This window comes from Streptomyces resistomycificus (assembly GCF_001514265.1).
Lineage (GTDB): Bacteria > Actinomycetota > Actinomycetes > Streptomycetales > Streptomycetaceae > Streptomyces > Streptomyces resistomycificus.
This window is the reverse complement of sequence record NZ_KQ948999.1, coordinates 194,071-214,201: the sequence shown is the minus strand read 5'-3', so window position 1 is coordinate 214,201 and position 20,131 is coordinate 194,071. Positions and strand designations below refer to the sequence as shown.

Here is a 20,131-nt window from a genome sequence, read left to right as displayed (position 1 = left end):
CGTACGGGGCAGCACGGGTATTCTGCTTCTTCGTTGTGTATTGGCTTGCTCATTCTCACGGGACGGGCCCTTACACCGGTCCACCGGGCCGATGACCAGCGACCCCACGTACGCGGTATGCGTCGCCGCCGTGGGCCCAGGCTGTCGTGATCGTTTCGGTGACCTTGTTTAGGACCATTCACTCGAAGCGAAGGCTACGAACCGTGCGTACGTACAGCCCCAAGCCCGGCGATGTGACGCGCCAGTGGCACGTCATCGACGCTCAGGACGTTGTCCTGGGTCGTCTCGCCACCACCGCCGCGTCCCTTCTGCGGGGCAAGCACAAGCCGATCTACGCCCCCCACGTCGACACCGGTGACTTCGTCGTCATCATCAACGCCGACAAGGTGCACCTGTCCGGCAACAAGCGGACCCAGAAGATGGCGTACCGCCACTCCGGCTACCCGGGTGGTCTGCGCTCCGTCCGTTACGACGAGCTGCTCGACAAGAACCCCGAGAAGGCCATCGAGAAGGCCGTCAAGGGCATGCTCCCCAAGAACACGCTGGGCCGTCAGATGCTCTCGAAGCTGAAGGTCTACAAGGGTGACCAGCACCCGCACGCTGCGCAGCAGCCGGTGCCGTTCGAGATCACCCAGGTCGCGCAGTAAGTCCGGCCACCCCCTAAGACTGAACAGAATCTGAGGAGAATCGTGGCCGAGACCACCGTTGAGCAGCCGGTCGAAGAGACTGAGCTTGTCGACATCGACAGCTACACCACGGAGTCGGACGTCCCCGTCGAGGGCGAGTACACCTCCGAGTCCATGGCGTCCCGCTTCGGCGACCCGCAGCCGGCCGCCGGCCTGGGTCGTCGCAAGAACGCCATCGCCCGCGTCCGGATCGTCCCGGGCTCCGGCAAGTGGAAGATCAACGGTCGCACCCTCGAGGACTACTTCCCGAACAAGGTGCACCAGCAGGAAGTCAACGAGCCCTTCAAGGTGCTCGAGCTCGAAGGCCGCTACGACGTCATCGCCCGCATCGCGGGTGGCGGTGTCTCCGGTCAGGCCGGTGCGCTCCGTCTCGGTGTCGCCCGCGCGCTGAACGAGGCCGACGTCGACAACAACCGCGGCCCGCTCAAGAAGGCCGGCTTCCTCAAGCGCGACGACCGTGCGGTCGAGCGCAAGAAGGCCGGTCTGAAGAAGGCCCGCAAGGCCCCGCAGTACAGCAAGCGTTAAGCTTCGCTGCCTGCTCGTACTCGCAGTACTTCACGCAGTACGCAGTACGTCCGAACGCCCCGGCGGCACGCCACAGTGCCTCCGGGGCGTTCGTTTATCACGGCCTCGGGCGTATAACGGCACAAGGCGCTCAAAGGCTTGTGCGATCGGATGATTCCGAATCTGAAGCTTCTCAGGAGGACAAGTGGGACGACTCTTCGGCACGGACGGCGTGCGCGGTGTCGCCAACGCGGATCTGACGGCCGAGATGGCTCTTGGCCTCTCCGTCGCCGCGGCGCACGTACTGGCCGAGGCGGGCACCTTCGAGGGTCACCGCCCGACCGCCGTGGTCGGACGGGACCCGCGCGCGTCCGGGGAGTTCCTGGAAGCCGCCGTCGTCGCGGGCCTCGCCAGCGCCGGTGTCGACGTCCTCAAGGTGGGCGTGCTGCCGACCCCCGCGGTCGCCTTCCTCACCGCCGAGCTCGGCGCCGACCTCGGTGTCATGCTCTCCGCGAGCCACAACGCCATGCCCGACAACGGGATCAAGTTCCTCGCCCGCGGCGGGCACAAGCTCGACGACGAGCTGGAGGAGCGTATCGAGGCCGTCTACGAGGAGCACCGCACCGGTGCCCCGTGGGACCGGCCGACGGGCGCGGGCGTGGGGCGCGTGCGGGAGCACGGGGAGGGGGCCGACCAGTACGTCGCCCACCTCGTCGGCGTGCTGCCCAACCGGCTGGACGGGCTGAAGATCGTCCTCGACGAGGCGCACGGCGCCGCCGCCGGGGTCTCGCCGGAGGCGTTCCGGCAGGCCGGTGCCGAGGTCGTCACCATCGGCGCCGAGCCGACCGGGCTCAACATCAACGAGGGCTGCGGTTCCACCCACCTCGGTCTGCTCAAGGCCGCGGTCGTCGAGCACGGGGCCGCGCTCGGCATCGCGCACGACGGTGACGCGGACCGGTGCCTCGCCGTCGACCACACCGGTGAGGAGGTGGACGGCGACCAGATCATGGCCGTACTCGCGCTGGCGATGCGGGAGCGTTCCGCACTGCGCTCCGACACCGTCGTCGCGACGGTCATGTCGAACCTCGGGTTCAAGCTGGCGCTGGAGCGGGAGGGCCTGAAGATCGTCCAGACGGCGGTGGGGGACCGCTACGTGCTCGAGGAGATGAAGGAGCACGGGTACGCGCTGGGCGGCGAGCAGTCCGGGCACGTGATCATCCTGGACCACGCGACCACCGGTGACGGCACGCTGACCGGGCTGCTGCTGGCGGCTCGGGTCGCCCAGAGCGGACGGTCGCTGCGGGAGCTGGCGGCTGTCATGGAGCGGCTGCCGCAGGTGCTCATCAACGTGCCGGACGTGGACCGGACCCGGGTGGGTACGTCCGCGGAGCTGGCTTCGGCGGTCGCGGATGCCGAGCGGGAGCTCGGTGAGACCGGGCGGGTGCTGCTGCGGCCTTCGGGGACCGAGCCGCTGGTCCGTGTGATGGTCGAGGCGGCCGACATCGATCAGGCTCGGTCGGTGGCGGGGCGGCTGGCCGACGCGGTGAAGTCCGCGCTGGGCTAGGGCCCCGGGTAGGGGGTGGGGGGTTCTGCCGGGGGGTGGGCCGCGGGTTCGTTGTGGCTTGTCGCGCAGTTCCCCGCGCCCCTGAGGCGTTTGTTCGTCCCCGCTGTTCTCAGGCTGCCGTTCGTTTGCGCTGGGTGGACCAGAGCCACTTCTGCAGGAGCAGGGTGAGGGTTCCGGCCAGGACGATGCCGAGCAGGTTGAGCAGGAGCTGCTCGCTGGAACGGAGGGTCTGGTGGGCGTCGCCGTAGATCAGGGCGACCGCGGCGTTGGCGGCGGCCGGGACCGTGGTCACCGAGATGGCCACGCCGACCAGGGCGCCGGACTTGGCGGACGTCAGGGAGAGGGTGCCCGCGGCTCCGGCGAGGACGGCCACCACGAACGAGAACCAGTCCGGTGCGTAGATGAAGCCGGTGTTGGGCCGGTCGGCCTCCAACCGGTCCTTGGTGAACAGGCCCACGGCGTCCATGAAGAGGCTGAAGCCGGCGGTCACCGCCATCGCCACCGCGAACCCCACCAGCAGCGCGATCAAGGAGCGCAGGGCCAGGCGGGGCGCCCGCTGCACCGCCGCCGTGCAGATCCCCGCCAGCGGCCCGAACTCCGGCCCGACCGCCATCGCGCCCACGATCAGGACCGCGTTGTCCAGGACCACACCGCAGGCCGCGAGCATCGTGGCGAGGGTGATGAACGCGAGGTAGGTGACGGAGAGCGTCGACTCCTCGTGCGTCTCCTCCGTCAGGTGCTCCCACAGGACCGCGTCCGCGCCCTCGCCGGGGGCGTCCGCCTCGGCCTGGTCGGCGCGCTTGGACAGCGACAGGTCGATGTTCTCGACGGCGATGGAGCCGGTGGTGTCGAGGCCCAACTTCTGGAGGCCGGTGAGGAGTTCGTCGCCGGCCTCGCGGGCCACGTCGCACATCACCACGTCGCCCGAGGGGTTGCGGGCGGCGCCCGGCAGGACGACCAGGTGGGTGGTGCCGACCGTGTTCTCGATCAGCCGGACCACTTCGTCGGTCCTGCCGGAGGGAGTGATGAGGCGCAGATGCAGCATGACGCCTTTCTAACAGGCTCCCCTCACGTCCTCACAGGCCAGGCCCTCACAGCTTGCGCAGGCTCAGCCGCCTGACCTTGTGGTCGCTGCCCTTGCGGATGACGAGGGCGGCGCGGCCGCGGGTGGGGGCGATGTTCTCCACCAGGTTGGGCCCGTTGATGGTGCGCCACAGCGTGCGGGCGTAGTCGACGGCCTCCTCCTCGGACACCTGCGTGTACTTGCGGAAGTACGAGTCGGGGTTCTGGAAGGCCGTCGCGCGCAGCTTGCGGAAGCGGCTGAGGTACCAGCGCTCGATGTCGTCGACGCTCGCGTCGACGTACACGCTGAAGTCGAAGTAGTCGGCGAGGCCGACACGGGTGCGGCCGTCCTGGCCGGGGAGTGCGGGCTGCAGGACGTTCAGGCCCTCGACGATCAGGATGTCGGGGCGGCGGACCGTGAGCCGCTGGTCGGGGACGATGTCGTAGATGAGGTGGGAGTAGACGGGCGCCGTGACCTCGGCCTTGCCCGCCTTGATGTCGGCGACGAAGCGGGTGAGCGCACGGCGGTCGTAAGACTCCGGAAATCCCTTGCGTGACATCAGGCCGCGGGCCTGGAGCTCCTTGGTGGGGAGCAGGAAGCCGTCCGTGGTGACCAGCTCGACGCGGGGGTGCTCGGGCCAGCGGGAGAGCAGGGCCTGCAGGAGGCGGGCGACGGTGGACTTGCCGACGGCGACGGAACCCGCGACCCCTATGACGAACGGCGTGCCCGACTGGGAGCCCTGCTCGCCGAGGAAGGTGTTGAGGGCCCCTCTGAGGCCGTCCGTGGCGCCGACGTAGAGGTTGAGGAGCCGGGACAGCGGGAGGTAGATGTCCCGCACCTCGTCGAGGTCGATGACATCGCCGAGGCCGCGCAGCTTCTCGACCTCGTCGGCCGTGAGCGGCAGCGGCGTCTTCTCGCGCAGCGCGCTCCATTCGGCTCGGGTGAGGTCGACGTAGGGAGTCGCCTCCGGCCTGTGCCGGTGGGCGCTCCGGGGCATCGGTGGGACCGGAGAGATCACAGTCCATTGTTAACGGAGTTTGAACGGGGTGGTGGGTGGGGTGCGTCACGCCCACCCACCAGGCCCCGGTCACTCCCGGTGGTTCAGACCTCCTTCCACCAGGGTCCGCGGGTAGCCGAACCGCTCGCCGAGCGCGACGAGGGCGTCGCGGGTGTTCTCGTCGACCGCCACGAAGTACGCCTTCACGGCACGCAGGAACATCCGGTACCCGAGGTCGGCACAGCACTGGACGACGACCTGCTCCTGTGCCGGTACGAGTCCCGGCAGCGGCAGCGGATAGATCCCGGTCTCGGCCGCGTTCGTCAGGTCGGTGGCGAGGGGCGCCATCACCCGCAGAACGGCTCGGCGCAGTTCCTCGTCCGTCACGGGGCCGGCGGCCGGCGGCACGAACGCGGGGTCGTCGCGGCGCTGGGCGGACAGCCATGCCTCCTCGATCCCGCGCAGCCAGTCACGGGCGCCGACGCCGTCCCTGGCCGGGTCGAAGACCTTGTCCGTGGAGCCGAGCCACACGGTGTGGAGCGTCTCCTCCGCAAGCGGGGAGTCCAGCAGCCGCCGCACGTCCCGCCCGAGCTGCAGGGCCGCCGGGCGGTCCAGGTCCGTCACCGACCGCTCGGCGATACGGACCACGGCCGCGAGCGGTCCCCGCTCGGCAAGGCTGTCCAGGTCCTCCACGGGGAGGTCCACCAGGTCGTCGCACTGCGCGGCGACCCAGGACAGCCCGATCTCCTCCGGCACGGTCAGCCTTCCGGGTAGGCGGTGTACACGACGTACTTCGAGGGCTTGTGCTTGGGCGCGTACTTCAGCTGGATGATGACGTAGTCGGTGTCGACGGGGCTGTCATCCACTTCGTCGCCGTTGCGCACCCATTTCCTTCCCAGGGGACCCTTGCCCGCCTTGTCCCGCACCTCCCAGCGGATCGTCTTGAGGTCCTTGCCAGGGTCGAACATCCTGCCCTTCCCGATCCTCTGGGCCTGCTTGATCTGCCAGTCGGCCAGGTCCTGGGCGTTCTTGGGGTTCTTGATCCACGCGGCCAGGGCCTTGTCGACGGCGTCCGCGGCGACGTCCGCGTTCGCCCACTTGGTCGCGATGCCCTTCTTCGACTTCCGGGCCTTGTCCGGCATTTCGGCGTCGGGCTTGTCGATGTGCTCCTTCACGGTGTGGGCACCCTCGATGTCCTCGTCGGCCAGGACGCGCCTGCAGTTGTGGACGAGAACGTCCTGCGGACGGGGCCCTTCGGTGCCGACGTAGAACGTGTGTACCTCGTCGACCGTGAGGTCGAACACCTCGAGCGGAGCCAGACCGGCCCGGTCCCGCAGGTCCGTCACCGTCCGGAGCGTGCCGTCCGGCGAGCGCAACCGGTCGCCCACGCGCAGGTCGGAGACCAGGGTCCAGCCGCGGTCCTCCACGTGGAAGCGGTGGCCCGCCGTGCTGGTCAGCGACCCGCCGGCCACACCGATGTCCACCAGCCGCCGAGTGTCGTGCCGGAACGTGTCGGTCACCGGCTGCGCGGCCGACCGGCCGGTCCGCGGGTCGGCGGCGAGCACCCGGTCACCGATGCGTACGTCCTGGATCGCCTTGCGGGAGCCGTCGGCCATGAGGACCTGTGTGCCGCCCGGGAAGCTGTTGATCCTGCAGGACGTGATCACGTCCTCGTAGGCGTCGACCGACTTCTCGATCCTGGCCAGGGTCCCCGGGTCCAGGTCCAGGCCCTTCAGCGCCTTGAAGGCGTCACGGACGTTGATGCCCGTACGCATCGCGGCGTCCAGGGCGCGCAGCCCCTCCATGGCCTTTCCGAGCGCCTTGCCCGGAATGAAGTTGGAGGCCGCCCAGGCGCAGCCGCTGACGCTGCCGTGCCAGCAGTCCACGAAGTCCTGGACCAGCAGCGCCTTGCCGATCTTGAGGTAGGTCTCGACGAGCCCCTTGAGGACCTCGAACTGGGTGAAGGTGCGGGTGACGTCCTTCGTCAGATTCGGGAACCGCTCCGAGCCCAGGTACATCGTGTCCGAGGTGGGGCACCCGGATTCGGTGGCCGGGACGTCGGGGTTGGTGCAGAGGTAGAAGTCGGCCGTCGCGTTGAACTTGAACGTGTACGTGACGGTGCAGGTCGTCCCGAAGCCGGGCGGGAAGCTGCAGGGCTCGTTCTGCTTGGCCTCGAGGATCTCGACGCTGTCCTCGTCGATGACGTAGAACGTTCCGCCGATCCCGGTGCCGGTACCCGCCGCGACCTGCTGGTTGGCCTTGGCCCGCTCCGTGCGGTCGGCGGCCTCCTGGGCCTCCTTCGCGTACCTGTCGGCGTCCTTGGCGGCCTGTTCGGCCTCGGTGGCGGCGACGTCGGCGCGGTCGGCTGCCGCGCGGGCGTCCTTGGCTGCCTGTTCGGCCTCGGCCGCGGCCGTGCGGGCGGCGGCCGCGTCGAGGGCTGCCTGGTCGGCGGAGGCACGGGCCTGGGATGCGTACCCCTCGGCGCGGCCGGCTGCCTTGTCGGCGGCGGCCGCGTCTTCCGTGGCCTGACGCTGGTACTCGATCGTGCGGGCCAGTGACGCGCTCGCCTTGGACGCGGCGGTGGCCGCGTCGGCGGCGTAGCCGAGGGCTTCCTTGGCGTAGCCGCGGGCGTCGGAGGCGTGTCCGGCGGCGTTGGCGGCGTGCTGGTAGGCGGCCTTGGCGTCGCCCTGCGCCTGGGTGGCGAGGGCCTTGGCCGCGGCGGCTTCCTCCTGGGCGTTCTTGGCGTGGGCGTCGGCGACGGCCTTCTGCTGCTCGGCGATCGTCTTCGACGCCTGGCCGGTCAGCACGACCAGGCCGGCGGCCGAGTCGGTGGTGACGTAGGGGGAGCCGAGCTGGATGGCGTCGTTGGCCGGGGCCGCGACCTGGGCGGCGGCGTTGCCGGCGTCCACGGCCGCCTGGGCGGTGACGTGGGCGAAGCCCGCGGCCTTGGCCGATGCCGCGAGGGCCTTGGCGGCCTCCTTCATCGCCTCGTCCGCGTGGCCCTTGGCGGTCTTGGCCAGCGCCTCGGCCTCGTCGGCGAGTTCGACCGCGGTCTTGGCCTCGGCGGCGGCGTGTGCGGCGGCCTTGATGGCGTCTGCCACGGCGCTCGTCGCGGTCTTCACCGCGGCGTCGGCCTTCAGCTTCGCGGCCTGGGCGGCGTCGGAGTGGGCGCGGGCCCGCTTGGCGGCCGCCTCGGCACGGGTGGCCGCGGCGTCGGCGTCAGCCGCGGCCTGCGTCGCGGCGTCCGCCTCCGAGCGCGCCTTGGTAGCGGCCGTCTCGGCGTCCGTCGCGTGCTGGTCCGCCGCGTCCGCCGCCGCTCTGGACTCGGTGGCGTTGCTGTCGGACTCGTGCGCCTGGGCGTAGGCCTCCTTGGCGTCCGCCTTGGCGCGGGAGGCGTCGGCCTTCTGCTCGGCGTCCCAGGCGTCGTCCCGTTTGGCCTTGGCGTTGTCGCGGGCCTCCACCGCGGCGTTCCGCTTCTCGACCGCCGTGCCCTCGGCAGCTTCGGCCTTGTCCTTGGCGTCCTTCGCCTTGGTGGCCTCGGCCTGCGCGTTCTCCTTGTGCTGTGCCGCTTCGGCCTGTTTGGCCTCGGCGGTCTCCTTCTCCTTCTTCGCGGTGGCCTCCTCGGCCTCCGCGGCGAGGCGTTCGGCGTGCGCGTCGGCGGCGGCCGCCTTCGCGTCGCCCTCCGCCTTCAGGGCGACGGCGAGCTTGGCCTCGGCGGTCTCCTTGTCCTTCTTGGCGTTGTCACGGTGGACCTTGGCGGCGTCCGCGGCGGCCTTCGCCTGCAACTCGGCGGTGTGCGCGGCCTCCTTGCGGAACTCGGCCTTCGCCTGCGCGGCCTGGGCCAGGGCGCGCTGGGTGATGGTCGCGCTGTCGGCGGCCGCGGCGCGGGTGGCGGCCTCGGCGGTCTCGCCCGCCTTCACCATCGCCGCCAACGCGGCGGCCGAGCCCTGGGTGACCTGCGCCTTCTGCTGGCCCACCAGCAGGCCCCGGCCCCGAGGCGCGCCACTCTTGTCGGCGACGGCATAGGCGGCCTGCTCGGCCGTGTCCGTAGCGGTGGCGGCCTTCTGCGCGACGGCGAGCTGCGCCTTCAGGGTGGCCAGCTGGCTCGCCGCCTTCGTCCGCGCGGTGGTGACGCCCGCCTTCGCCTTGTCGAACTGCGCCTTCGGCGGAACCGTGCCGGTGTTACCGGACGGCTTGATCGTGAACTTCTGCGGGGTGGTGCCGGCACACGTCCACAGCCGGGTGTCCTGGCCGTTGGTGTAGGTCGCCAGGTCCACGCACTTGCCCGTGCCGACGTTCTTCAGCGGCGTCGCGGCGCGCAGGTTGTACTCCCAGGTCTGTGCCGGGGAGCTGTTGCACGTCCAGATCTGGATCTTCGTGCCGTTGGCCGTGTCGGTCCCGGAGACGTCCAGACACTTCAGGGAGTTGACGTTGCGCAGGTGCAGGCCCTCGTCGTCGCCGTAGACCTCCCACTTCTGCGCCGCCCCGCCGTTGCAGGTGTAGAGCTGCACCGCCGTGCCGTTGGTCTTGGCGCCGCCCGCGACGTCCAGGCACTTGCCGGACGCGCCGGGCACCTCGATGACCGTCGGCGCGTCGCCGACGTGACCGACGCCGCCCGCGGACCAGTAGTCCTGCCAGCGGGTGAGGTGATCCGCCGTCCACGAGTGGCCCAGCAGGTCACCGAGAGCCTTCGCACCCGCCGCGAGCGCCTTGGTGGCGTCCTTGTTGGCGGTCAGGATCTGGTTGCGCTGCGTGGCCTGAGAGGCGATCTCCTGCTGCCACTCCGCGGCCGCGGTGGCGGAGACCTCGCCGAGCGCCTTGCCCGGGTCGATCGGATCGCGCCACGCGCACGCGGCGAAGCGGGTCTTGAGGTCCTCCACCGCGATGCGGTACTCGGCCGAACCCGGCTGCGGGGCCGTGCGCGGGAAGCCCCCGGAGGCGAGGAACAGACGGGCGTTGTCCGCGCCCGCCGGTTCCAGCGACCAGTCCGTCAGGTGCTTGAACGCGTCCCGCTCGGCGAGCGCACGAGTCCACTCGTCGGTCGGGAGACTCGGGTCCGGATCCTTGCCGTACAGTGGCGTGCCCAGATCCTTGACGGCCTTCAGCGTCGCCTGGTCCGCCTTCGGCGTCGGGTCCTCGTAGAAGTCGAGCTCGTTCTTCCAGAACCGGTCGGCCGTCCACGGGGTCAGACCGGTCTGACCGTAGAAGTCCTTCTTGCCGTCCCCCGGCGAACCCGGCGGCCAGTGGAAGTCCGTCTCGGTGAAGCCTGCCGGAGTCGTCAGCCCGTCCAGCGGCTTCTTCCACGTGTCCCGCAGGCCGTTGAGGGCCTCCAGCTCCTTGCCGGCCGCGTCCTTGTCCTTCTGGTACGCGGTGGCGAGCGGGGTGTCCCGCCAGTGTTCCCGGTCGGCCAGCGTGTGCAGCTCCGCCGGCGTCTTGTTGAGGCCGTCCTGCGCGGTCGTGGCCATCGTCGGCCCGCCCAGCCGCAGCACGTCGGCCATCAGACACTGGTCCTGCCGCAACTGCTCGACGGCAGTGTCCTCGAACCAGTCGTGGGAATCGGCCACCGGTTCCGCTTCGAGCGCGGTCAGCCGGTCGAGCGGGCCCTGGTGCACGGCGACGCCGGCCAGTACCGCGGCGGAGAGCAGAAGCGGGACGATCCGGGCGGTCGAACCGGACCGCCCCGGTAGAGGTCTGCGCACGCCAGGTGGTCTGGAACGCAGGATTCTGGAACGCAAAGGGATATCCCTTTCAAGGCGGGAAGTGGGACCGGGAGTCCGCCGAGCGGCATGAGGCCGCCCGGGGTCCTCTGAGGGTCGGAACAGCCCGAGAGCCAGGCGGCCACGAGGGTTCGGGGCAGCCCGGGGCTCAGAACGGCAAGAGGCTCAGGAGGAGTCTGTAGAGGGCCACTTGGCCCACCGTGGCGTCAGGAACGGCCTGGGCCGGTCGGCGCGGAACGCGCGGATTTCAGGTACTGCGGCATCAGATGCTGCGGCATGACGGTGCGGTCCTCCCCCGTGGCGACGCAGTTCCCCCGGTCGCTGATGGTCGTGCGCGAGACGGATGGGTCAGATCCGCGTGATGCGCGGCGCAACCATAAGCAGATGCACACGGGGTCGTACAAGAGTGCGGTTCCGGTTCCGTGAGCGGTGGCGAGAAAGCATCTACTGGCCGGTAAGTCACTCCGGACGACGAGATCCCTCCATATGCATGTGCTTCTTGTGTGACTCCTGTGTGCAAGAGGGGGAGGGGTGGCGGCCGGGACGGGCAAAGATGGCCGGTTGTCGACCCGCGGGCGCCTGGGTGGGGATTTCCGATTTCGGGCACGCGAGAGCCATTTCGGGCCGCGATTCGTGCGTAGGCTGCGGTCCATGTGCGGAATCGTGGGATACGTGGGGTCGCAGTCGGCGCTCGATGTCGTGATGGCCGGACTGAAGCGGCTGGAGTACCGGGGGTACGACTCGGCAGGCGTCGCCGTGCTCGCGGACGGCGGGCTGGCGGCGGCCAAGAAGGCCGGAAAACTGGTCAACCTGGAGAAGGAACTCGTCGACCGGCCGCTGCCGACCGGCTCGACCGGCATCGGGCACACCCGATGGGCCACGCACGGCGGGCCCACGGACGCGAACGCCCATCCTCACCTCGACAACGCGGGCCGGGTCGCGGTCGTGCACAACGGCATCATCGAGAACTTCGCCGATCTGCGGGCCGAGCTGGCGGAGCGTGGGCACGAGCTGGCCTCCGAGACGGACACCGAGGTCGTCGCCCACCTGCTCGCCGAGGAGTTCTCCTCGTGCGCCGACCTGGCGGAGTCGATGCGGCTGGTGTGCCGGCGGCTGGAAGGGGCGTTCACGCTGGTCGCGGTGCACGCGGACGAGCCGGACGTGGTGGTGGGTGCGCGCCGGAACTCGCCGCTGGTGGTGGGCGTCGCAGAGGGCGAGGCCTTTCTCGCCTCGGACGTCGCCGCGTTCATCGCGCACACCCGGTCGGCGATCGAGCTGGGCCAGGACCAGGTGGTGGAGCTGCGTCGCCACGGGGTGACGGTGACCGGCTTCGACGGGCGGCCCGCGGAGGTCCGGTCCTACCATGTCGACTGGGACGCGTCGGCCGCCGAGAAGGGCGGCTACGACTACTTCATGCTCAAGGAGATCGCCGAGCAGCCCAAGGCGGTCGCCGACACGCTCCTGGGGCGCATCGACGCGTCCGGGTCGCTGACGCTGGACGAGGTGCGGATCAGCGCCTCGGAGCTGCGCGAGGTGGACAAGGTCGTCATCGTCGCCTGCGGTACGGCCTTCCACGCCGGGATGATCGCCAAGTACGCCATCGAGCACTGGACGCGGATTCCGTGCGAGGTGGAGCTGGCCAGCGAGTTCCGGTACCGGGATCCGATCCTGGACGGGCGGTCACTGGTGATCGCCATCTCCCAGTCCGGCGAGACCATGGACACGCTGATGGCCCTGCGGCACGCCCGTGAGCAGGGCTCCAAGGTGCTGGCCATCTGCAACACCAACGGGTCGACGATCCCGCGCGAGTCGGACGCCGTGCTGTACACCCACGCGGGGCCGGAGGTCGCGGTCGCGTCGACCAAGGCGTTTCTGACGCAGCTGGTGGCGTGCTACCTGGTCGCGCTGTATCTCGGCCAGGTGCGGGGCACCAAGTGGGGGGACGAGATCGGTGCCGTGATCCGGGACCTGTCGCACATCTCCGGCGAGGTCGAGCGCGTGCTGGAGACCATGGAGCCGGTGCGGGCGCTGGCGCGGTCCCTGGCCGACAAGAACACCGTGCTGTTCCTGGGGCGGCACGTGGGATACCCGGTCGCCCTCGAGGGCGCGCTCAAGCTCAAGGAACTCGCCTACATGCATGCCGAGGGCTTCGCGGCGGGCGAGCTGAAGCACGGGCCGATCGCTCTGATCGAGGACGACCTGCCGGTGGTCGTGGTCGTGCCCTCACCGCGCGGGCGGTCCGTGCTCCACGACAAGATCGTGTCCAACATCCAGGAGATCCGGGCGCGCGGAGCACGGACGATCGTCATCGCGGAGGAGGGCGACGAGGCGGTGGTCCCCTACGCGGACCACCTGATCCGCATCCCCGCCACGCCGACGCTGCTTCAGCCGCTGGTGGCGACCGTGCCGTTGCAGGTGTTCGCCTGTGAGCTGGCGACGGCCCGGGGCAACGAGGTGGATCAGCCTCGGAACCTGGCGAAGTCGGTGACGGTGGAGTAGTCGTTCTTTACGCCGTCCAGGAAGGCGGTGAAGGCTCCGGCCGGGATGGTGAGGGGTGTTTTGGCCGGGGCCTTTGAGTCGCGGATGGCTATGTGGGTGGGGTGGGCGGCGACTTCCACGCAGGCGTTGCCCTCGCCGCCACCGGAGTAGGACGACTTCCGCCAGGTGTAGGGGGTGGTCATGTGCTCATAGCTCCTTCGCGAGCCTGTGGATGAAGTCACGCGATCGATCGGGCTCGAGTGACACCGCTTCTAGCCTACGGAAAAGCGTTCGAAAGCGGCTGAGTTGGGCTTGAGCGTCGATGAACGCCGTGCCGTGGGGGCCGTCGCGTACCACGGTGTCCAAGTGGGGGACTTGACCGCCTGCGTACACCATGGCGCTTCCGGCTCCTGCGAAGTCGTCCAGGGTGAAGGGGATGACGCGCACGGTGATGTGGTCGGCCTCCGAGAGGTCCAGGACTCGGGCGAGCTGCGCCAGTACTGCGGCACGGTCACCGACCCTGATGCGCAGTGCCGCTTCGTGGATAACGGTCTCGTACGGGATCGGGTCGGGGCGCTCGATGATGACCCTGCGCTTCATCCGGTGTTGGACCCAACGCTCCACCTCCTCTTCCGGGAACTCCGGGTTCACGTAGGCGAAGAGGGCTCGGGAATAGTCCTCGGTCTGCAGGAGACCCGGGATGTGCAGGAAGTCCACGTCCCACCGATACCTGGCGTGGTGTTCCAGCTCGGACAGGTCCAGGAACGGTGTGGGCAGGTGCCCTCGGTACTTCTCCCACCAACCGCGAGTCCGGTCGGTCGCCATGGTCACCAGCGCATCAATCAACTCCGTGTCCGAACAGGCGTAGTTGGCGGCTAGCCGCCGCACGCGCTGTTCGCTGACGCCTGAGATCGCGGACTCGATCTGGCTCATCTGGACGGAACTCACGCCGAGGAGGCTTGCCGCCTCCGTTGCCTTGAGTCCTGCCGCTTCGCGTAGCTTTCGCAATTCGGCGCCCAGGCGTACCTGGCGTGCCGTGGGGTGCCGTCGTGCTGGCACGGCGTCCTTCTTCCTTCAACGGCCTTGGTGGGGCGACTCGTTCGGGGGTCAGGCTACGCGATCAGCTTGCGCGGACTGAAATTTATGGCCTACCGTCGGTGACGCGACGCACACGCTGCGGAACTCCGGGGTGCCGGAAGCGCACCGCCCCGTCCTGCCATGACGGGCGCGACACTGCCACCGCCCGGCGACCGCAACCCCCCACCACCCGAACGGAGTTCACCCATGCCCGAAAACCAGGCAGAACCCTGGGAGTACTGCCTCTACATCCCCAACGACCTACGCGCCGTCACCGTCAGCCGCCGCACCCTCCGTCTGATCCTGACGATGCACGGACTGATCCGGCTGGTCGACGTCGCGGAGCTGCTCGCTGCCGAGTTGGTCTCCAACGCCGTACGGCATACGAAGGGGCCCGCCGCGCTCAGGGTGTGCTGGTCGGCGGGGGTGCTGCGGATCGGGGCGTGGGACGCCGATCCCGAGCCGCCTCGACCGCCGAGGTCACTGGAGCCGGACGCCGGCCTGGAGGACGGGCGGGGGCTGGCGTTGGTGCGGGCGTGTGCCGATCTGTGGGGGTGGCATCCGCTGGCGAGACACGGTAACCGGGGCAAATTCGTGTGGTGCGAGCTCGCCGCGGCGTGAAGCGCCCGGCACGCTACGGGGCGCGGGGAGGCGGCGCGTGGGCTCTCGCGCCGCCGTGACGCCCGTCATCGCCGCTTTCGCGCCCCGTACAACTTCCACGTCACGAACAGCAGCGGCAGCTCCAGTACCCAGATGCCGACGACCGCGTCCCACTCCGGGTTCGCCGCCCCGGCCTCCTCCGCGGTGACCACCGCGCTCAGCAGGCCCCAGACGGCGGCTATCGTGCCGACCACCCAGAGTGCCAGCGTCCAGCCCCACCTCGACCGGCCGCCGGTGCGCGCGGTGGACGCCCTCCGCTCCCTCGGCTGAGGGATCTGTTCCGGTGCGCGCTCCGGCATACGCACCACCGCCGCCTGTGGCACCGCCGCGTCGATCGCCGCGATCCGCTCCGGTGTCACGCCCCGGTACAGCGTCGGTTCGACCGTCACCGCGAAGCCGTCGAGGCCGGTCAGGGTGCGGGCGCCGTCCGGGCGGGCCGTCATCGCGGCGCAGGCGTCGTAGGGGACCGTCACCGGGCCGCCGGGCGTCTGCAGCGACACGCCCTCCGAGCCGATCACCAACGTGATCCTGTCGTCCTCCAGGGACTGGTGCCGGGTGCCGGTGAGGGTGGACGTCGAGTACTGGGGGGCCAGGGTCAGTCCCGCCCAGTCGGCGCCCCGGTGACCCGGGACCTGGAGGAGGCCGTCGGCCCACGCCTCGCGGGCCACCTCGCGCAGGTCGGCGGTCGTCAGCGCCATCAGCTCGGCCCTGTGCTCGTCGGGGGAGAGGAGACGGTGTCCGAGGAGGAGGTTGAGGGCGTAGGAGGGGAGGGCCGCGGCGCCGAGGTCCGGGGTGTCGTAGATCTTGAGGGTTTTGGCGCGTACGGCGTCGAGTTCGGACTGTTCGATACGGCCCGCGCGAAGCCGGGCGAGGGTGTCGACGAATCCGCCGACCACCGCGTCCTGCTTCTTGGGCAGTGAGTCGGCGTAGGCCGTCAGCGTCGCGAACTCGGCGTCACGCAGGCTGTAGTCGGCCTCCGCCGAGTAGGAGTAGCCGCCCTCCTGGCGCAGGTCCTGGAAGAGGGCGCGGCCGAGGACGTCGGCGAAGACGGAGGCGGCGGTGGAGCGGCGTACGACCGCGTTGAAGACGACGTGGCCGTCGTCGCCGTGGACGTAGGCGGGGGTGACGGGGAGGGCGCTGGACGCGGCCGGTGCCGGGAGGCGGGTGCCCGCGGGGAGGGTGATGTCCAGGCCCTCCGGCACCGCGTCGCTGGTGATCCACAGGACCGCGTTGTCGCGGGTGAAGCGGGTCTCGGCCCAGGCGCGGACCTGGTCGGCCGTCAGGTCCCAGGTGCCGAGTTCGTTGTAGCTGGAGAGACCGTAGCCCTGGGCGCCGTAACGCCACAGCGGGAGCTGGGAGTCGGCGCCGCCACGGCCCGCCGCCTCCGTGCGGAGGATCTCCTTCTCGGTCTCCAGGCGGTCCAGCGGCAGGTCGCGCAGCGCCGCGCAGACGGCGTTGAGGTAGGCGACGACCTCCGCCTCGCTGCCGGTGGCGTGGAAGAGGGTGTACGCGTTCGCCGTCGCGCCGTTGTAGTGCAGGTCGGACAGGCCCAGGCGGTGCAGCGCGAGGTGCTCGACGAGGTGGGTGATCCCGGCGGTGGCCAGGGTCTCGTCGGCGCGGCCCACGCGGAAGACGAGGCCGGCGGTGATCTCGCCCTGCTGCGGGGCGTAGAGGGTGGGGACGCCCTGGACGGTGGTGTGGGAGACCAGGCCCTTCAGGGCGTCGAGGCTGTCGGTGTCGTGCAGTCGTGTCGTCATGGTCGGTCCCCTCAGAGCGTCGCCAGCGCGGACTTGCGGTACTTCACGAACGCGCTCTTCGGATTCGGCAGGTACGACCAGGGGAAGTCCGAGGCCCGGTCGCCTAGCGCGGTGAAATGGGGCAGGGCGTCCTCGAAGTGGCCGCCGAGCGAGAACGCCAGGGCGAACGCGCTGTGCGCGCCGATGCCGTACCAGCCGGCCCGGTGGTCGGAGTGCAGTACGGACACCTGGGCGGCGAACCGCAGATCGTCGCGGACCGGCAGGCCCCGCATGTACGCGCCGGCCTCGCCGCCGTCCAGCTCCAGCCAGTGCTCCAGGTGCGCGAGGGCGACCAGGGCACCGGCGTGCGAGCCGTCGGGGGCGGCGGCCGCGGCCTCCCGGGCGAAACCGTGCGCGGCGTCCCAGGAGCCACCCCACTTGGGGCACAGCTGCTGGAGCAGCTGCATCTGTGCCGGGTAGTGGTGCGGGTGGTGGGCGGTCAGGCGGTCGTAGCGGCGGCGCGCCTCGGACTGGCCGAGGGACAGGCCGCGAGCGGTGATCAGCCGCACGGTCCAGGCCGGGGCGTACGCGGGCTGCTCCGCGCACACGTCGATCAGGATCTGTTCGGCCCGCCGCAGCCAGTCGTGGAACTGGTCGAACTGCTCCTGCGACACGTGCTTGGCCCGCAGGTCGCTGCGGATGCCCCAGCCGATGCGGACGTACCGGTCGGCGAGCAGGGTGCGGGGCAGCGGGTCCGCCGGGCGGTCGGCGACGGCCTTCTCGAGCATGCGCTCGACGTCGGCCGTCTCCGCGAGCAGGCCCACGGCGTAGGAGACCTTCTCCGTCGAGTCCAGGGACGTGAAGTACGCCTGGACCGCGGGCCAGTGGCCCTGTCGGGCGGCTGAGCGCAGGGGGACGAGCTCGGGCAGGGTCTCGTACGGGTCGAAGGACGGCCCCGAGGAGCCGGACCGGGAGCCGGTGCCGGTGTCGGAGCCGGGTCCGGTCTCCGTGGGTCGTCCGCCGCTGCCACTGCGGGTACTGCTCATGCCTGTCGTGCCCCCTGGCGATGCCGGAACGCCGACGCGCCGACTGGCCCCCAGAGCCCCCCACAGCGCGCTGACGCAGGTGATGTGTTGTGTATCTCGAGAAGGCTTACGTACTGGTGTACGTGTTGTCTCGAATCGACGCAGGCTAGCAGCCCGCGGTGACACGCCTGCCGGCCGAGTCGCCGGTCGTAGGGTGCACGCCATGAGCATCATCGGCGTCGGGATCGACGTGGCGGAGATCGACCGGTTCGCGGCGTCGCTGGAGCGGACGCCTCAGCTGGCCCAACGGCTTTTTCTGGAGAGTGAGTTGCTGCTGCCCAGCGGGGAGCGGCGAGGGGTCGCCTCGCTGGCGGCGCGGTTCGCGGCGAAGGAGGCGCTGGCCAAGGCGCTGGGGGCTCCGGCCGGGCTGCTGTGGTCCGACGCGGAGATCTACGTCGAGGACAGCGGGCAGCCGAGGCTGCGGGTCTTCGGGACGGTGGCCGCGCGGGCGGCCGAGTTGGGGGTGCGGTCGTGGCACGTGTCGCTCAGCCATGACGCGGGGGTTGCCTCGGCGGTGGTGATCGCGGAGGGGTGATGCTCGGGGTGGGGCGGTTGCGGACGGCCGTCTCCTCGTCAGGCCGCCTGCTCCCACTCCCTGGGCGGTTCCTCCTCCGTCGGCGGTGCGAAGCCGGCCTTCTCGTGGACGCGCAGCACGCCCCAGGCGACGGCGGAGGCGCCGGTGAGGTACCACGGCAGCGGCCAGGCGACGTGCCACCAGTGGGCGTGTGGGGCGAGGTGGGTGGCGCCGACGGCGGCCGTGATCATGCCGAGGGCCAGGCTCCAGCACAGCACGCGGCCGGTGTGGCGGACCGCGCGCGGAATGGGCGTGGGCGTGGGTCTGACCGGTTGGGTCATCTCGGGGACGTCCTCCACGGGATGGGCGGCCTGCCGCGGATGCGGCCGCGCTCGCCGGACGCCCCCAGTCTGCTTTCGGTGAGGGGCCGTGCCCAGGGGGGACACGGGGCGGATGTTACGTCTGAGACAACCTCAGGTCCGGGCATATGCCCACAAGTACGTGATGGTGCCTGGCAAGCGCTTCCCGTGGGTCCGGGTGCGGGCGGTAAACCTGACCGAAAGTGAGTGCCTACTGCCTGATTCGAGAAGTGAATTTGGCAGGTACTGCGCTTCTTTGGGCAACTGAATTGCCCTCCAGGTGGCCGGAGTTGATCGTTCCGCTGTGTTCCGGTGGGCGCGCTCCCACCGGGCAGCCGTGGCGTCCGGCCCGGGGCCGTCGCCGCGGCTGCCCGCCGTGACGGCCGTCAGCAGATGGACTGGCTGGTGTTGACGCGGGTGATGTTGCGGAACGTGGTGTTGGTGCCGCAGGGGCTTTCCCGGATCGAGGAGTTGGTCACCGTCAGGTTCTGGACGGTGATGTCCGAGTTGTTGGGGAACTCCGAGCGGGCCGCGAGGCGGATCTCGCCGCCGCCGGTGACCGTGCCGCTCTGGGCGGCGAGGTTCACGTTGTAGCAGTTCTCGATCAGGATCGAGTTGTTGCCGGTGTTGGAGAGGCTGATCCGGTCGATGACCGCGCCGCCGCTCTCGGAGACGCAGAAGACGCCGCGTCCGCCGCCGCGGGCGACGACCTCGCCGACGCGGATGTTGGTGGGGTAGGAACTGCCGACGCGGCCGTTGCGGTTGGCCATCCGGAAGGCCGCGTAACCGGTGCCGGTGCCCGCGCCGTCCGCGTCGACCTTGGTGACGGTCGCGTTGACGGTCTGGTTGAGGAGCAGGCCCGACTCGCCGACGTTGCGGGCGGTGACCGTGCCGACGGTGAGGCCGTCGACGCCGTACGTCTCGACCGCGTGGCTGGAGGCGCCGGAGACGTACACGTTGTCGATGCGTACGTTCCTCGTCCACTGGCTGGTGTCGCCGCGGTTGTCGACGCGGACGCCGAGGCCGGCGGAGAGGCGCATGTCGAGCTGCCCGAGGACCACGTTCTGCACGTTGCGCAGGAAGACGCCGTACAGCGGGCTGCCGGTGAGGTTCAGGTGCTGGACCTCGATGTCGCGGGTGCCGCGGGAGTAGACCGGGGCCTGGTCGCCGGAGCCGGTGCCGGTGACGTTGATCGTGCCGCAGACGTCGAGGGCGGTGTAGCTCGGGAGCGAGATGCGCGAGCCGGCGGACATCGAGCCCGAGCCGCGGACCACGACCCGTTCCTTGGCGGTGCGGCCGGCGGTGAGACTGTTGACCGCCGCCTGGACGGCGGAGCGCAGGTCGGTGCCCGTGTAGACGGTCGTACCGCCGCGGCGGGCGGTCCAGGTGTTGCCGTTGCGGACCGCCTCGGCCTGGTAGGAGCCCTCGCCGCAGGCTGCGACCGCGGCGGTGGAGGTCGCGGCGGTGGAGGTCGCGGTGGTGGTGGTCGCGGTGGTGGTGGCGCTCTTCGCGGCGGAGGGTGTGGCCGGGGGCCCGGCGGCGGTCGCGGGTGCGGTGAGGGCGCCGGTGGTGGTCAGGAGGGCGACGGCGCCTGAGGCGGCTATGAGTGCGGCTCTGCGTCCCATGGGGGGTGCGTCCTCTCGTCGAACCAATTCGACTGAATCGATTCATCTGTGGGGGCGGGTGAGTTT

General features: G+C 70.4%; 16 protein-coding genes. 6 read left to right on the top strand and 10 right to left on the bottom strand.

What is annotated here, in order from left to right; all coding sequences use genetic code 11:
• The first annotated feature begins 203 nt into the window (after positions 1-203).
• From rplM to glmM, 3 genes are all read left to right on the top strand, one after another.
• A complete protein-coding gene (gene rplM / locus AQJ84_RS31245; protein ID WP_030045286.1) occupies positions 204-647 on the top strand; it encodes a 50S ribosomal protein L13 in 444 nt (147 codons plus the stop codon).
• 42 nt (positions 648-689) lie between these two features.
• Positions 690-1,211, top strand: coding sequence for a 30S ribosomal protein S9 (gene rpsI, locus AQJ84_RS31240; protein ID WP_030045285.1), 522 nt, complete (start codon positions 690-692; stop codon positions 1,209-1,211).
• Between the two features lie 184 nt (positions 1,212-1,395).
• Positions 1,396-2,754, top strand: coding sequence for a phosphoglucosamine mutase (glmM, locus tag AQJ84_RS31235; protein WP_053192724.1), 1,359 nt, complete (start codon positions 1,396-1,398; stop codon positions 2,752-2,754).
• A gap of 109 nt (positions 2,755-2,863) precedes the next feature.
• On the opposite strand, the gene AQJ84_RS31230 is transcribed toward glmM, so the two are convergent.
• From AQJ84_RS31230 to AQJ84_RS31215, 4 genes are all read right to left on the bottom strand, one after another.
• Positions 2,864-3,799: a DUF389 domain-containing protein gene (locus AQJ84_RS31230; protein WP_030045282.1), complete on the bottom strand. Its 936-nt coding sequence runs from the start codon at positions 3,797-3,799 to the stop codon at positions 2,864-2,866.
• A 46-nt stretch (positions 3,800-3,845) separates the two neighbouring features.
• On the bottom strand, positions 3,846-4,814 hold the full coding sequence (gene coaA, locus AQJ84_RS31225; RefSeq protein WP_030045281.1) for a type I pantothenate kinase: 969 nt from the start codon (positions 4,812-4,814) through the stop codon (positions 3,846-3,848).
• Between the two features lie 90 nt (positions 4,815-4,904).
• A complete protein-coding gene (locus AQJ84_RS31220; protein WP_051870299.1) occupies positions 4,905-5,570 on the bottom strand; it encodes a hypothetical protein in 666 nt (221 codons plus the stop codon).
• 2 nt (positions 5,571-5,572) lie between these two features.
• Positions 5,573-10,312 carry an RICIN domain-containing protein gene (locus AQJ84_RS31215; protein WP_225889198.1) on the bottom strand — a complete coding sequence of 1,580 codons (4,740 nt, stop codon included), beginning with the start codon at positions 10,310-10,312 and terminating at the stop codon, positions 5,573-5,575.
• A gap of 870 nt (positions 10,313-11,182) precedes the next feature.
• Here AQJ84_RS31215 and glmS point away from each other — a divergent pair.
• On the top strand, positions 11,183-13,030 hold the full coding sequence (gene glmS, locus AQJ84_RS31210; protein ID WP_030045277.1) for a glutamine--fructose-6-phosphate transaminase (isomerizing): 1,848 nt from the start codon (positions 11,183-11,185) through the stop codon (positions 13,028-13,030).
• On the opposite strand, the gene AQJ84_RS31205 is transcribed toward glmS, so the two are convergent.
• Together AQJ84_RS31205 and AQJ84_RS31200 are read right to left on the bottom strand one after the other, a co-directional pair.
• Positions 12,991-13,212, bottom strand: coding sequence for a DUF397 domain-containing protein (locus AQJ84_RS31205; protein WP_030045276.1), 222 nt, complete (start codon positions 13,210-13,212; stop codon positions 12,991-12,993). The two genes, glmS and AQJ84_RS31205, sit on opposite strands and share 40 nt — an antisense overlap.
• A 4-nt stretch (positions 13,213-13,216) precedes the next feature.
• Entirely contained in the window at positions 13,217-14,068 is an 852-nt protein-coding gene (locus AQJ84_RS31200; RefSeq protein ID WP_030045275.1) for a helix-turn-helix domain-containing protein, read from the bottom strand.
• A 225-nt stretch (positions 14,069-14,293) separates the two neighbouring features.
• Here AQJ84_RS31200 and AQJ84_RS31195 point away from each other — a divergent pair, with 225 nt between their 5' ends.
• Positions 14,294-14,707 (top strand): ATP-binding protein, encoded by a 414-nt coding sequence (locus AQJ84_RS31195; RefSeq protein ID WP_030045274.1) that lies wholly within the window; start codon positions 14,294-14,296, stop codon positions 14,705-14,707.
• Between the two features lie 65 nt (positions 14,708-14,772).
• Here the strand turns inward: AQJ84_RS31195 and AQJ84_RS31190 are convergent, their stop codons facing one another.
• Complete coding sequence (locus AQJ84_RS31190; protein ID WP_030045273.1) at positions 14,773-16,503, bottom strand: M16 family metallopeptidase; 1,731 nt, start codon at positions 16,501-16,503, stop codon at positions 14,773-14,775.
• A gap of 11 nt (positions 16,504-16,514) precedes the next feature.
• Positions 16,515-17,528 carry a hypothetical protein gene (locus tag AQJ84_RS31185; RefSeq protein ID WP_079022592.1) on the bottom strand — a complete coding sequence of 338 codons (1,014 nt, stop codon included), beginning with the start codon at positions 17,526-17,528 and terminating at the stop codon, positions 16,515-16,517.
• 202 nt (positions 17,529-17,730) lie between these two features.
• On the opposite strand from AQJ84_RS31185, the gene AQJ84_RS31180 reads away from it, so the two are divergent.
• Positions 17,731-18,102 carry a holo-ACP synthase gene (locus tag AQJ84_RS31180; protein ID WP_030045270.1) on the top strand — a complete coding sequence of 124 codons (372 nt, stop codon included), beginning with the start codon at positions 17,731-17,733 and terminating at the stop codon, positions 18,100-18,102.
• A 38-nt stretch (positions 18,103-18,140) separates the two neighbouring features.
• On the opposite strand, the gene AQJ84_RS31175 is transcribed toward AQJ84_RS31180, so the two are convergent.
• Both AQJ84_RS31175 and AQJ84_RS31170 read right to left on the bottom strand, forming a co-directional pair.
• Positions 18,141-18,422 (bottom strand): hypothetical protein, encoded by a 282-nt coding sequence (locus tag AQJ84_RS31175; RefSeq protein WP_030045268.1) that lies wholly within the window; start codon positions 18,420-18,422, stop codon positions 18,141-18,143.
• A gap of 404 nt (positions 18,423-18,826) precedes the next feature.
• Positions 18,827-20,065, bottom strand: coding sequence for a hypothetical protein (locus AQJ84_RS31170; protein WP_030045267.1), 1,239 nt, complete (start codon positions 20,063-20,065; stop codon positions 18,827-18,829).
• Between the last annotated feature and the right edge of the window lie 66 nt (positions 20,066-20,131).

Excerpts from the sequence above, each read along its gene's own strand:
- AQJ84_RS31185 (WP_079022592.1), bottom strand. The coding sequence starts at position 17,528 with ATGAGCAGTACCCGCAGTGGCAGCGGCGGACGACCCACGGAGACCGGA.
- AQJ84_RS31190 (WP_030045273.1), bottom strand. The coding sequence starts at position 16,503 with ATGACGACACGACTGCACGACACCGACAGCCTCGACGCCCTGAAGGGC.
- AQJ84_RS31230 (WP_030045282.1), bottom strand. The coding sequence starts at position 3,799 with ATGCTGCATCTGCGCCTCATCACTCCCTCCGGCAGGACCGACGAAGTG.
- coaA (WP_030045281.1), bottom strand. The coding sequence starts at position 4,814 with ATGCCCCGGAGCGCCCACCGGCACAGGCCGGAGGCGACTCCCTACGTC.
- AQJ84_RS31170 (WP_030045267.1), bottom strand. The coding sequence starts at position 20,065 with ATGGGACGCAGAGCCGCACTCATAGCCGCCTCAGGCGCCGTCGCCCTC.
- AQJ84_RS31215 (WP_225889198.1), bottom strand. The coding sequence starts at position 10,312 with ATGGCCGACGTGCTGCGGCTGGGCGGGCCGACGATGGCCACGACCGCG.
- AQJ84_RS31205 (WP_030045276.1), bottom strand. The coding sequence starts at position 13,212 with ATGACCACCCCCTACACCTGGCGGAAGTCGTCCTACTCCGGTGGCGGC.
- glmS (WP_030045277.1), top strand. The coding sequence starts at position 11,183 with ATGTGCGGAATCGTGGGATACGTGGGGTCGCAGTCGGCGCTCGATGTC.
- AQJ84_RS31195 (WP_030045274.1), top strand. The coding sequence starts at position 14,294 with ATGCCCGAAAACCAGGCAGAACCCTGGGAGTACTGCCTCTACATCCCC.
- AQJ84_RS31180 (WP_030045270.1), top strand. The coding sequence starts at position 17,731 with ATGAGCATCATCGGCGTCGGGATCGACGTGGCGGAGATCGACCGGTTC.
- AQJ84_RS31175 (WP_030045268.1), bottom strand. The coding sequence starts at position 18,422 with ATGACCCAACCGGTCAGACCCACGCCCACGCCCATTCCGCGCGCGGTC.